This window comes from Sorangium sp. So ce176, from assembly GCF_051519835.1.
Classification (GTDB): Bacteria; Myxococcota_A; Polyangia; order Polyangiales; family Polyangiaceae; genus Sorangium; species Sorangium cellulosum_G.
The window spans coordinates 1,931,625-1,944,685 of sequence record NZ_CP150371.1; the positions used below are offsets into that span (position 1 = coordinate 1,931,625).

Annotated in this window: 7 protein-coding genes and 1 pseudogene; 3 read left to right on the forward strand and 5 right to left on the reverse strand. The window is 72.4% G+C overall.

Annotated elements, in window-relative coordinates; translation table 11 throughout:
* Nucleotides 1-1,784: 1,784 nt before the first annotated feature.
* On the reverse strand, nt 1,785-1,997 hold the full coding sequence (locus tag WMF42_RS07385; protein WP_199694111.1) for a hypothetical protein: 213 nt from the start codon (nt 1,995-1,997) through the stop codon (nt 1,785-1,787).
* Between WMF42_RS07385 and WMF42_RS07390 the strand changes: the two genes are divergently transcribed.
* Nucleotides 1,996-3,279: a serine hydrolase domain-containing protein gene (locus tag WMF42_RS07390; RefSeq protein WP_061611822.1), complete on the forward strand. Its 1,284-nt coding sequence runs from the start codon at nt 1,996-1,998 to the stop codon at nt 3,277-3,279. The genes WMF42_RS07385 and WMF42_RS07390 overlap by 2 nt on opposite strands.
* Nucleotides 3,280-3,379: 100 nt before the next feature.
* Here WMF42_RS07390 and WMF42_RS07395 read toward each other — a convergent pair whose 3' ends face one another.
* Nucleotides 3,380-5,173 (reverse strand): adenylate/guanylate cyclase domain-containing protein, encoded by a 1,794-nt coding sequence (locus WMF42_RS07395; protein WP_437691137.1) that lies wholly within the window; start codon nt 5,171-5,173, stop codon nt 3,380-3,382.
* Nucleotides 5,174-5,200: 27 nt separating this feature from the next.
* Nucleotides 5,201-7,024 carry an OmpA family protein gene (locus tag WMF42_RS07400; RefSeq protein ID WP_437691139.1) on the reverse strand — a complete coding sequence of 608 codons (1,824 nt, stop codon included), beginning with the start codon at nt 7,022-7,024 and terminating at the stop codon, nt 5,201-5,203.
* Between the two features lie 68 nt (nt 7,025-7,092).
* Here WMF42_RS07400 and WMF42_RS07405 point away from each other — a divergent pair, with 68 nt between their 5' ends.
* Both WMF42_RS07405 and WMF42_RS07410 read left to right on the forward strand, forming a co-directional pair.
* Complete coding sequence (locus WMF42_RS07405) at nt 7,093-9,486, forward strand: FecR domain-containing protein (RefSeq protein WP_437691141.1); 2,394 nt, start codon at nt 7,093-7,095, stop codon at nt 9,484-9,486.
* A complete protein-coding gene (locus WMF42_RS07410; RefSeq protein WP_437691143.1) occupies nt 9,483-11,009 on the forward strand; it encodes a protein kinase domain-containing protein in 1,527 nt (508 codons plus the stop codon). The genes WMF42_RS07405 and WMF42_RS07410 overlap by 4 nt, the downstream gene beginning before the upstream one ends.
* A 208-nt stretch (nt 11,010-11,217) precedes the next feature.
* On the opposite strand, the gene WMF42_RS07415 is transcribed toward WMF42_RS07410, so the two are convergent.
* Entirely contained in the window at nt 11,218-12,276 is a 1,059-nt protein-coding gene (locus WMF42_RS07415) for a hypothetical protein (protein ID WP_437691145.1), read from the reverse strand.
* A gap of 341 nt (nt 12,277-12,617) precedes the next feature.
* Nucleotides 12,618-12,802 (reverse strand): annotated as a pseudogene (locus WMF42_RS07420) (tyrosine-type recombinase/integrase); the annotation flags it as partial.
* Nucleotides 12,803-13,061: the final 259 nt, after the last annotated feature.

A 13,061-nucleotide genomic window follows, 5' to 3' on the forward strand; every position in this document is an offset into this window, starting at 1 on the left:
GCGCCAACACCGGAGAGAACGCGAGACTTGAGCGACTTCATTGTTGTTTTGTCCTCGAACTTGGGGGTTTCAGTCAGCTTTGTTTGCTTCGAGCGCTGAGCGCCGGTCAACAGCCTGTCACCAATCCATCCAACCGATCGTGTGCTCGGGCGGCTCGGGTCGTCCGATGCGCGCGTCCGTATCGATCGATCTCGACCTGGGGTCGCCATCCGACGCTCTCGCGCCGGCTTCGAACAGCATGGTTGTGCCGAGCGAGCTTCACTGAAGAAGCCCTCCCGCCCGGCGCGCGATGCGTAGGATCGTGCGCGCCGGCTTCAATGCTTATTTATGTCTGGCGTTGCTCCGACGCTCGTGCGCTCTGCCGAAGACCGTCTCGTCTTCGCATCGGTGCTTATTCACGTAGGATGCCAAGTATGGAGTCGCCGCCAAGTCGAGAGCCGGGGCGAAGAAGTTCAACGCTGCTGTCAGCTCTGTTCTCATTCCGTGTGGATCGAGCGACAGGCGTGCCCCACCGTGCTGCCACACTGAGACAATAGTCTACGCGAGGTCGATGATGTCTCGACGTGGCGCGAACAGGATTGTCGATGTTGACTGGCATGATAACATGAAAGGTTTTGCCGGCAAGCGGCGCGTGCGCCGCGTCATGCCATCTCGGTGAACGGCGGTCGTTTAAGCCACTTGACTGAATGGCGGTCGTTTCACGTCATGGGCCGTATCGTCCCCGGCGGGCTCATCGGTCGATGCCGCTGCGCGACGCAGGCTTTCCCGCGCAAAGGACGCCTGCGGCGCGTCGACGCCATCGCCCCGTGGCGGTCACCTTCATGCCGCCTGGTCCGCGAGCCGCTGGCGAGCTCATCGGATGTGACGGCGACGCGATCTGGCCGCGATATGGGCTGTAGCAGCGCGATCGGCGCCCTCAGCGGCCGTCTCTCGCGCGGCGGGAGCCGGTCGACGTCGCGGGGCAGCATGGGTCTCCGCGGGGGGCTGCTGCATGCTCCAGCATGCAGGTGCGTGCTCCAGAATGCAGGAGCATCCCGAGGCACGCTGGTGCATGCCCCAGCATGCAGGAGCATCCCGAGGCGCGCTGGTGCATACCCCAGCATGCAGGAGCATCCTGAGGCGCGCTGGTGCATACCCCAGCATGCAGGAGCATCCCGAGGCGCGCTGGTGCATGCCCCAGCATGCAGCGCCGGCAGCGGAGCACCGGCGGTCGATGGTGCGGCTCGGTCCTGAGGCGCCGCTGGCCCGGGGAGCCGCCTGCTCGGCGCGGGCGGGTCACCCACCCTCGCGAACGGGTCAAAGGGTCTGACGGTAGCGCCGCGCGCGGCGGCGGCGCGAGAGGCAGCTCCGTCGAGCTCCTGCCATGGCAGTGAGCCCTTGATGCTGCTCTCCAATCGATCCACGCAGCCACGAGAGCTGTTTGACAGGAGACAGATCGGAATCGGCGAATGAGCGCGGCAGACGGGGGGGCGAGCAGAGCGTGGGGCCGCCCTCGAGCCAGCTCGCGTGGAGGCGTCGCCTCGCGCTGGCCGTCTGACATCGTGGGGCGCACCTCGAGAGGTGCCGTCCGCGTCGATCCAGCCGCACGAGCGGCCGCCGGACGGCGCGGCAGCGCCGGCGGAGCGGCGCTCGAATGAAAGTGTCCACCCTCGCCTGAGAGCGCGGTCGGAACCGTGCTGCGCATGCGTCCACGCCCGTCCGCTGTCGTCCAGGATGTCGAGATGAGCGCACATCCACTTGCGTCATCCCGCAATCGATTGCGCGTTGATTCCCGTCGTGCCAACTCAACTGGACGCGGCCCGCCCGGCCTCTCGGCTGAAAAGGCAGCGCAATGGCGGGTGTTGTTCGTGACGCAGGCCGTGGGAGGGGAAACCTGTAGCGCTGGCGTACATGTTGCCATTCATCGCGAACGCCCACGCTGAACAGTCCTCCGGCGCTGCCGGGGCGACGCCGTGGAATCCTTTGTTCTTGATGAAAGCAAGGTTGGTAATACCCATGATCGATCAACGACGAGCGTTCGACCGCAGGCAGTTCTTGCAAGGGATGACCCAGCTCGCCATGGTGGCAGCCACGGCGCCGGCGCTGGGCAGCTCGGATGCCTGGAGAGGCGTGTACTGCACCACGCTCACCGCGGGTCGGCCCGAGGACGTGAGCATGAGCTCGGAGCGGCTGGAGGACGTCTTCGCGCGGATCCAGCGCCGGGTCAGCGATGGGCTCTTCCCCGGCGCCACGGCGCTGGTCGCGCGCCATGGAGTCGTCGTGGGGCACCGCGCGTTCGGTACCAAGGTCGCCGGCGCCGATGAGCCGGTGACGCCCGACACGATCTTCGACCTGCAGTCGATGACCAAGGTGCTCTCGACGGCCGCGGCGGCGCTCGCGCTCGTCCAGGAGGGCGTGATCGCGCTCGACGCTCCGGTCGCCAGGTACCTGCCGGAGTTCGCCGCGAACGGCAAGGGGGCCATCACCGTCCACGACATGCTCCGCTATTCGGCCGGTCTGCCCGTGGACAACCGGTTCCTGGACGTGGCGGACGACGAGACGGTCTGGCGCCTCATGGCCGAGACGCCGCTCGAGTATGCGCCGGGGACGTCGGTGCTCTACAGCGACCTCACGTACCGCCTCCTCGGACGCATGATCGCGGCCGCCGCGGGGCAAGATCTCGATACCGTCGCGGGCACACGCATCTGGAGGCCTCTCGGCATGAACGACACGATGTACAACCCGCCCCCGGAGCTCCACGAGCGCGTCGCGGCCACGGGGTACTCCGACCTCCGGGGTTACGTTGTCCGGGGCGAGGTGCAGGACGAGCAGGACTGGGCGCTGGGCTGCGTCACCGGCTGCGACGGCGTCTTCTCCACGGCGAGGGACGTCGCCGTCTTCTGCCAGATGATCCTGAACGGCGGCGCCTACGGCGGCGCCGAGATCCTGCGGCCTGACCTGGTCCGCCGCATGAAGCGGAACAACACGCCCCAGGTGACCGAGGCGGCGACAGACACATCGCCCATCGAGAACCTCCTCCTCACGCCGAAGGGCCTCGGCTGGGAGCTCTGGACGAGGCGGTTCTCCAGCGGCGGCATGCGCCTGTCGCCGCGCTCGTACGGCAAGGCGGGCGGCGCCGGCACGTTCATGTGGGTCGATCCCGATCGCGAGATCATCGGCGTCCTCTTGACCAACCACGGCCTGCCGCAGCCGTTCGACGCGCTCCACTGGGGCCGGATGCTCGACGCCATCGGCTGCGCCGAGTTCTTCGACGGCATCATCAACGCCGTGCACGGCTGACCTCCCGCCCGCGCCGCCCGGCGCTGCGCCTCACGCCTCCGCGACAGACCTCTCCCCGCCCGCCGCGCTCGCCGGAGGCCCGGCGGGCGCGCCCCGCCCCTCAGCCCGGATCGAGCGCATAGACGGCCGTTGTCGCCTTGCGCCCCGTGAGGTTGCGCTCGCCGAGCGCGCGCAGGGGGAAGGCGTCGCCCGCGAGGAGCCTCGTCGCCTCGGAGACGAGCACCTGGTCCGGCGCCGCGAGGGCCTCGAGCCGCGAGGCGACGTTCACCACGTCGCCGATCACGGTGTATTCCATCCGCTTGTCGGAGCCGATGTTGCCGACGATCGCCTCTCCGGAGTTCACGCCGACGCCGAGGCGGATCTCGATGTCGTATCGCTCGCGCCACTCCTCGTTTGCCGTCTCGAGGAAGCGCATCATGTCCTCGGCGGCCGCGAGCGCGCGGCGCGCGTGATCCGCCTGCGGGATCGGGGCGCCCCACACCGCCATGACGCAGTCGCCGATGAACTTGTCGACCGTGCCCCCGTGCCGGAACACGATCTCGGTGAGCATCGAGAAGAGCTCGTTCAGGAGGGCGACCATGCGCTCGGCGTCGCGCGACTCGGCGAGCGGCGTGAAGCCGACGACGTCGGCGAACAGCACCGACACGGTCGCCCGCTTGCCGCCGAGGGCGAGCGGGTGCTCGCCGCGGACGATCGCGTCGACGACGGCCCTGTCCATGAACCGGCCGAGGTCGCCGCGGAGCTTCGCCTCGCGCGCGATGTCGGCCTCGCCCTGCTCGAGGTCCGCGGCCATGCGCCGGAGCGAGGTGGTGAGCTCGCCGATCTCGTCGCGCCGGGCCGGCTGCGCGTCGTCGAGCGCGATCTCGCGCCAGCGCCGGGCGCCGATGAGCCGCGCCTGCGCGACGAGGTGCAGGATCGGGCGCGTCACGTGCCGGGCGGTGAAGGCCGCGAGGGCGATCGCGAGCAGCAGCGCGCCCGCGGCGACGGCGACGCCGCGGCGCCGCATCTCGTCGAGCGCAGCGAAGGCCACCGGCTCCGGGCGCCAGATAGCGACAGCCCAGCCGAGGTCGGGCAGCGTCTCGATGGCGCCGATCATCCGCTCGCCGCCCTCGTCGTGCGGGCCGAGCACGCTGATCTTGTCGGTCCAGACGGCGCCCGGGGGGAGCTTGCCCCAGAGCGGCAAGGCGGAGACGTCGCTGCCCGGCGCCGCGCCCGGGACCTTGAAGGCCGCGATCGCCCGGCGATCGTGCCCCGCGATGAGCAGGCGCACGTCGCGGCCGCCGAAGCGGCGCTCGGCGATCGCGGCCAGGTCGCGCTCGAGCGCGTCGAGCCCGACCGGCGCGACCACGTAGCCGGCCGGCCCGCGCGGGGGAGGCGGCGCCGCGCCGCCGGTCGCGCCCGCTGCCTCGCCCGGGGACCGCACGCGGGCCACCAGGAGGCCCCGGGCCGGACCGACAACGTCGAAGCCGACGCCGTGCTCGTCGGCGAGCCTGCGCAGCGCCGGCGGCGCCGCGGGCACGTCCGCGCCGGTCGACGCCTTGCGGATCACGGTGCTGATCCCCGCGTCGGGCACCTCCAGCCGCACCGCGTCGATCAGCGCGCGCGTCGCGACCAGGGCGCGCACCGACGCGACAGCGTCCTCGTCCCGGATCGCGCCGCCCGCCGCGTGGCCGAAGATGGCCGCCGCCGCGACAGCGTCGCTCTCGACATCCCGGACGCGCTGGATCGCGGCCGAGGCCACCTCCGAGAGGATCGCCGCCTGCAGGCTCTCCTCGGACGTGCGCACGGCGCGCCGGTTGACGTCGGCGAGGAGCGCCACGGCGGCGGCCACGGGGACGAGCGCGATCGCCGTGAAGAGCGCGATCGCCTTCGTCCTGAGCGAGAGCGCCCTCACGCCGGGGCCTCGGCGCGCGCCGGCGCTTCACTCAAGGGGCCCGTCCTTCCAGCCGGCCGCGCCCTCGTCCGTGCGCTTGCGGATCTGGAACTCCACCCGGCGGTTCCTGGCCCGGCCCTCGCTGGTGCGGTTGTCGGCGAGCGGGCGGCGCGCGCCGAAGCCGCGCGCCTCGAGGCGGCGGGCGTCGATGCCGTGCGCTGTCAGCCACGCGACGACGGCGAGCGCACGGCGCTGCGAGAGCCTCAGGTTCGCCTGATCGGCGCCCTGGTTGTCCGTGTGACCGTCGACAGCGACCCGGGCGATCTCGGGGTGCTCCTCCAGGACCGCCGCGACCTCGGACAGCAGCTCGAAGCTCTCCGGCTCGATCTCGGCCCTGCCCGTCGGGAACTGGACCTGCTGCAGGATGACGATCTGCGAGCCCTCGATGCGCACCGCGAAGGGGCAGCCGTGCGTCGCGCGATCCTCGCTCGGCTTGCCGCGCTCGTAGGGGCAGGCGTCCGCCGCGTTGGGGATCCCGTCGCCGTCCGTGTCCGCGGGGCAGCCGTGCTTCGACGTGGGTCGGGACCCCGCGTTCGCAGAGCCCTCCGGCGCGGCCACCGCGTCGTCCGCGGCCGCGCTGCTCACCCCCGGCACGTCCGGGCAGCGATCGTCGACGTCGTAGATGCCGTCGTCGTCCCGGTCCGGCGGGCAACCGCGCCGGAAGGCGGGCCGCGCCCCCGGCGCCGCGGCCGGCGGGCGCGCCTCGCCGATGACCCGGGGGCACGCGTCCTCCGCGTCGGGGACCGTGTCGCCGTCGAGGTCGGCGACGGGCGCCGCCGCGCGCGCCGCGCCGCCGCGATCGCCGCCCGGCCCCGCCGGCGCGGCAGCGGCGGCCGCCGGCGCGGCGGCGGGCGCCGGCACGACGTCCGCGGCGATGCCGAGCGCCGCGAAGAACCGCGCCTTCGGCGTGCCGGGCAGCTTGCCGAAGCCGGGGCCGGCGCCCGCGTCGAGCGTGAGCGGGCCGAGCGACCACCGCGCCGTGAGCAGGAGCTCCGCGCCCGCGCGGCCGGGGACCTCGATCTTGACGTCCTCCACGCCCGCGCGGCCGGGGACCTCGACCGCCCGCGCGTCACCGGCGGCGGCCCAGATCGAGAGCTCCGACCCGAGCTGCAGCGGGCCTTTGCGGACGCCCACGCCCGCGGCCAGGAAGACCTCGCTGCCGGTCAGGCTGTCCCCCGAGGCCTGCTGGAACCGGCCCCCCGCCGAGGCCGACCAGCGGAAGCCCGGGTGCTCCGCCCCCACGATCACCCGCGGCGCGTAGCGCACGGCGCCCGCGCCGGAGAACGCCGCCTCGTCGCCGGTCGGCAGCCAGACCGAGAGCCCGAGCGCCGCCGCCGGCCGGAGCCCCTCCTGCGGCAGCAGCGCCACCCGTCCGCCCACCTGGAGATCGGCCACCGAGATGCCGCCGGCGGGCGCCGGGACGCGGATGTCCCCGATCGCGGGCGGCGCGCCGCCCTGATCGAGCACGAACGGCGCGTCGAGGTCGAGCTTGACCCGGCGCAGGAGCTCGACGCTCGCGAGCGCATGGAGGATCGCCTGCCGGTCCACCCACGTTGCCGCCCCGCCGCCAGGCTCTGTCCCGCGCACACTGAGCGGTTGATGAGAATACGAGAGCAGAAGTCCGACCGCCGGCCGGAGATCGCCCGATACGCCGGCAGAAGGGACAGTGGAGAGCCCGTCGCCCGCGGGCGCGGGAGCGAGCCTGTCGAGCGCGGTGGCCTCCTGCGCCGCGGCCGGCATGGAAAACGAGGCGGCGACGAGCAGCGGGGAGGCCAGGAGGGGCGCGATGACGCGCGCCGACCAATACGCCATCGGTCTGCTCGTATCCCATTGCCTGGTCCCTTGCAACGCCGATCTCGATCCGGTAGCGTGCCGCGGGCGTGGCATCGTCAAATGGCCTGTCCGTCGCTATCGCGGTGCTCCTCGGCTGCGCCAGCCACGTTGGTTACGTCGGCGCGGCGAGCGGCAGAGAGCCGACGCCCGGATATCCAGAGGCGGTCATCCAGTGGGGCGTGCAGCGCGGAGAGACCTGCGATGACATCGCGAAGGTCCTCTACGGCTCGTCCAGCCATGTCGGCTTGATCCAGCGATATAACCGCGTCGCGTGCGGCCCGGGCGCGACGCTCGCCGAGGGGCTGACGCTCGTCCTGCCCGCCGAGGTGACGTCGATCCCGGACGCGAAGATCCGCGCGATGCGCCCCGACGTGCGCGCGCGCCCGGCGGGCGGCGCCTGGTCGCCCGCGACTCCGGGGATGCCGCTGCTCGCGAACTCGAGCGTCAACACGCTGGACGAGGGGCGCGCAGATATCGAGTTTGTGGATCGGACTCGGGTGCTGCTCGCGCCGAATACGCTCGTCGTCATCCACGGTACGGCGAGCCGGACGCGGGTGTCGACGACGCCGCCTGCGGCCGTCGAGCTCTCGGACGGCGAGGTGAAGGCGGCGCTCGCCGCGCTGCGCGGCCAGACGGTCGAGGTCGCGAGCGGGGGCGGCCGGGTGAGCGCGTCGTCGCGCGACACCGTGGTGCAGCGGCGCGGGGAGCGGACGACGGTCGCGGTGTTCGACGGCAAGGCGGACGTCACCTCGGGCGGCCTCTCGGTCGTGGTCCCGAAGGACCATGGCACCCGGTTCGTGGGCAGGGCGCCGCCCGCGCGCCCGCGCCCGCTGCCGCCGCGCCCGGAGTGGACGGCGTCGACGTCCGCGGAGGTCGCGACGATCGCGCTCGCCCCGGCCGGGCTCGGCGTCCTGTCGGCGTCGTGGAAGCCGGCGCCGCAGGCGGCCGGCTACCGGGTCGAGGTCGCGCGCGACCCGGAGTTCAACGACCTCGTCGTCCGCGAGGAGGTGAAGCCGGACGTCGTGTCGTTCCGCGCGGAGAAGATGCCGGCCGGCGCCTATTTCCTCCGGGTCCGGGTCATCGATCGCGAGGAGTACCTGGGCGTCGGGGCGGTGCGCCGGTTCCACCTCGTCGCCGCGCGCGCCGCCGGGGGCGTCGCCTTGTCGGCGGGGGAGATCGCCGCGAGCCCGTACGGGATCGTCGAGCTCACGCCGTCGCCTGCGCTCGAGCTGGCGATCGACGGGGGGCCGTTCGGACCGGTCCCCGAGCGCATCGACCTGCTCCAGCGCGCCCCGCGCGAGCTCCGGCTGCGCGAGCGCGGCGGCGCCGCGTCCGGCGCGGCGACGTCGCTCCCGGTCCGGTACACGACGGTGGGCGCGGCGATCCAGGCCTCGCGCGCGGCGGACGGGGTGGCGCTCGAGGCGCGGGTCGAGCTCGAGGGCCTCGAGGGGATCGACGTCGCCCGGCGGGTGGCGCCGCGGCTCATCGCCCACCTGCCGGGCGGGGTGCGCTCGGCCGCGCTCACCGGCGGCGACCGCGGGGGCGCGCTGACAGCGCGGATCCCGCTGCCCCCGGAGGCGACGCGCTCCGGCGAGCCGCTGCGCGTCCGGCTCGACGTCGCCGACGGCCGCGGCGGGGTGCTCGGCACGCGCGATGTCGATCTGCCCGCCGCGCCGACCGCGCCGGCGGGGGCGGCGGCGCCGCCGCCCCCGGCCCAGCCCGTGCTGGGCGCGTACGTCCCGATGCTGCCGGTGTCCGCGGTGGCGGACGTGCTCTGGCTCGGGCCGACGCCGCCCGCCGTCGTGGCCGCGGGCGCGGCCGTGTCGCGCGCCGGGGATGGCTGGGTCGCCGCGGGCCAGGTGCGCGCGAGCGGCGCTGTGGGACCGCTGGGGCTCGACGTGGCGCTCCGCTCGAGCCCGGCCGGCGACGGCGAGGCGGCGGGCAGCGCCGGCTGGCTCGGCGCGCGCCTTCGCGTCGTGCGCCTCGGCCGCTCGGCGTTCGAGCTCAGCCCCTCGCTGCGCCTCGGCGTGCCGCTGGCCGACGCGGGCCCGCCCGTCCGGGTCGAGCCCGGGGTCGCGCTCGGCGGCGCGGCGGGCCGGCTCACGTGGGTGGTCAACGCCGGCGTCCGCATCCGCGCAGCGGGCGGCGAGGGCGGCGCGGCGGGCGGCGGCGAGCTGGCCGCGCCGCCGGCGCAGGGCTTCCTGGTGGCGGGCGGCACGGCCGACGCGGCGCCGTGGCTCCGGCTGCACGGCGCGCTGGATCTGCACCTCGTGCACCGGGACGGCGGCGCGAACGACGTGCTCGGCGCGCTGTCGGCCGGCGCGGAGGCGGGCGGCGCGCTGTTCGGGGCGCTGTCGGTGCGGGTGAGCCCGTGGCGCGGGGCGGGCGAGGGCCCGGCGACCGCGCAGATCGCGATCGGCCTCCGCGAGGCGCCGCCGTGAGCGGGGGCGACGGCGCCGGGCGGCCCCCGGACGGGGGCGAGGACGCCGACCGCACCGTGCTGAAGGGCGCGCACACGCGCCTGCCGGACACCGCGCTGGTCCGGGCGCCAGGGGGTCCGCCCGGGGGCGCCGCGGCGGCGGAGACGCTCCCCTCGGACGACCCCGGCGCGGGCTCGTCGTCGCGGGCGGGCGTCGGGCGGGTCCTCGGCGGCAAGTACAACCTCGTGCGGCTGCTCGGCGCGGGCGGGATGGGGGAGGTCTACGAGGCGGAGCACGTGCTCCTCGGCGTTCCTGTCGCGGTGAAGACGATGCACCCGTACATCGCGTCGCTGCCGGAGAGCCGGCGGAGGTTCCTCCGCGAGGCGCGCGCCGCGTCGCGGCTCGTGCACCGGAACGTGGTCAAGGTGCTCGATCTCGGGGGCGACGAGGACGGCGACGACGGGGTGATCTACCTCGTGATGGAGCTGCTCAAGGGCCAGTCGCTCGCCGCGCGGCTCCGGGCGCCGCGCGAGCTCCCGGACCTCGCGGAGGTGGCGTCGATCTTCGCGGACATCCTCGACGGCGTGGGCGCCGCGCACGCGTGCGGCATCGTTCACCGCGATCTCAAGCCGGAGAACGTGCTGCTCGCGGAGCAGGACGGGCAGCGCGTCGCCAAGGTCGTCGATTTCGGCCTGGCGCACCTGGACGACCCGCTCGACGCCGGGCCGACGCTCACGTCGGAGGACATGATCGCTGGCACCCCGGAGTACATGAGCCCGGAGCAATGCCGCTCGCTCGCGGTGGGCCCGAGCTCCGACCTCTACGCGTGCGGCTGTATTCTTACGGTGTTGCTGCAAGGAAAGCCGCCGTTCTCCGGGCTGCCTGCGATCGAGCTCATGGCGATGCACATGTTCTCGATCCCGCCGCCCCTGGCCCGGCCGCCCGGGGCGCCGCCGGTCCCGCCGCTCCTGGAGCGGCTCCGGCTGGATCTGCTGGCGAAGTTGCCGGAGCGGCGGCCGGAGAGCGCGGCGGCGGCGCGGTCGCGGCTCGACGAGGCGATGTCGCGGGAGGCCGAGGCGCGGCGGCTCCCCGCGCGCAAGGGGGGCGTGCCGGTCGAGGGGCGTGGCGAGCGGGCACAACCCTGGTCGGACAGCGAGGCGGCGCGACAGGAACCTGCGCCGGAGCAAGCGGTCGCGCTGCTCCGGATCGCGCCGGCGGGGCAGGGGCTCAGCGAGGCGTGCGAGATCGGGCTCGACGCGCAGGGGATCCACCTCGTCGAGGTGCCCGACGCCGCCGCGCTGGCCGAGTCGGGGTTCGGTGTGGCGGTGATCGACGCCGGCGCGGACGTCGACGCCGCGTGCGCGCTGCTCGAGGCGCTCGGCCGCGCGGCGCCCGGGGTGCGTGCCGTCGTGTGCGCGGCGGGGCTCTCCTCGGACCGGATGAACGCCCTCGTCGCGGCGGGCGCCGCCGATGTGGTGCGCTACCCGGTCGCGCCGGACGTGCTGACGCGCAAGATCGCGCGGGTCGTGCGCCGGGGACGCTAGAGCGGCGGGTCGGCGCTCCTCGAGAGGCTGGTGGCGGCCTGAGCTGATCGAGCGGGCCGCCCCGCATCGCGCTGCGCCGCACCCCTCGCGGTCACAATATGGGCGGCCTTGCCTGGCGGCGACCTCGCGGAACCACCCGTCGAAGATCGCACCCGAACGAAGTCCCTTCAGCGCGCAGCGAACGAGTGATTCTCCCCCGCTTTCATGATCAAGGAGCAGGCTCCCATAGATCTTTGTTTGCGCTGAGAATGGCGTTCAGCCGGTCTCTGTAGAAGTTGCCGTCAATGGTCTTCATGTGACGTCTCCAAGGCTTTTCCTTGTCCAGCCATAGAGGGTTTAGCTTGATGTCCACGTGTCCAGGGTCACGCGCGGGAGCTAATTCTTTCCTGTATCCGTAATCCCAGTCGAGGATCAGTTCGCTATCTGTGCCGAACGGGAAGCGCTTAAGGAATGATGCGATCGACAATCGGTGCATCTTGCACCCTTGCATGAACTGAGCGGAACCGCGGGCCAGGTTCGTGCTCAGGCCTTGCTCTTCGACGTCGAGGTGTCTGTAGAAGTCATACAGGGCGTAGTGCTTCTGGTTCGCCGGGTTCAGGTAGCCCAGGGGGACTCCGTATTTTTTTACCAATACCGAAGTCAGGCTCTTCTCTTCGAGCGCTGCCTTCCTTATCCCAAGGTAGCCCAACGTCCAGTGTGTCTTGATCTCGTTCCAGGTGGGGCTTCCACCTGGCTCGATCTCCGCGAACGCAATGATTTTGTTTTGTTGTGTCGTGTGGAATTCCCTGTAAATGTAGCCGTCTGACTTTGGTTGAAATGGTTTGACTTTTTCGCCATCAATGAAGTCTCCCCACAGGAGCTCGAATCCTTTGGGGCCGCCGGCCGCAATGATGGGGTTGTACACCTTCGGCAGCGCCGTGATGTCAAAGCCGTTCAGGCCACCTCCGTAGCCAGGATAATTTTCAGGAGAGATGACGACTTTCCAGACTGGAAAGACACTTTCTACCGCCATCTCCAAGATGTTTCTGTGAAATTTATATCTGATATCGCTAACTGACTCACCTCCGGAGCGCTGAAGACTACCAACCCTTTTCGAACCAGGTTGCCCCTTCGGCTGCACCACGGTCGCCGGATGCGGCGGCCTCCCGCCCCCCGACGCGCCCGTGATCGGATGCTGCCCCTTCGGCTGCACCACGGTCGCCGGATGCGGCGGCCTCCCGCCCCCCGACGCGCCCGTGATCGGGTGCTGCCCCTTCGGCTGCACCACGGTCGCCGGATGCGGCGGCCTCCCGCCGGGCCCTCGCCCATCGTTCCCGGCGCCGCTCATGGTCGCCCCCTTTTCTGTTTCATGCCGCCTCCTCCAGCGAGGAGGACACGAGCCTCCCGGGTTTTGCAAGCGCACCCGCAGTCGAGCCCCTTCGTTGCGGGTCCATCCATCGCCCCTGCCATGGTCCCCTTTGCTGCCGCGCCGTTCGGTCTCACCGTCGAGACGCCCTCCCTTGCGCTGCGTCGCTCGGCGTCATGCCATCACCATGCAGCTCCGGCCGTTCCCGGCCGCGGCGTGGCCGTCGCCGGAACCGCGCCGCCGCCTCTCCGCCGCGGCCCGATGAGCTCGTCGAGGGGCTCGTCACCCTTCCGGCCACCCCGGTTCAGCGCGTGGGTGTAGATCCTCGTCGTGCTCACGTCGCGGTGCCCGAGCAGCTCCTGGATCGTCCGGGGATGTCGTGGGCCGCCTCCAGAAGGTGGGTCGCGAACGCGTGTCGAAACGTGTGGCACCCCACCCGCTTGCTCACCTGGTCCGCCTCGCGAATCGGATGGTTGGGCCGCATGGGGAAAAGAGAAGAGGACCGCAAGGGCGCCAGGGACGCAAGAGGAAGAGGCGATTGGCGGTCATCGACGGTGAGCTGGAGCTGATGGGCGCCGAGCCCGCTCGCCTCGTCACACCGAGCGTGGGCGACCTCAGCAGAGCCTGCGGGCGCCGGCGGAGCGGCAAGGTTCCGGCAGCGAGTCGACGCGAGACATGGCTCAGGCGAGTCCGGCGGTGCCCCCGCG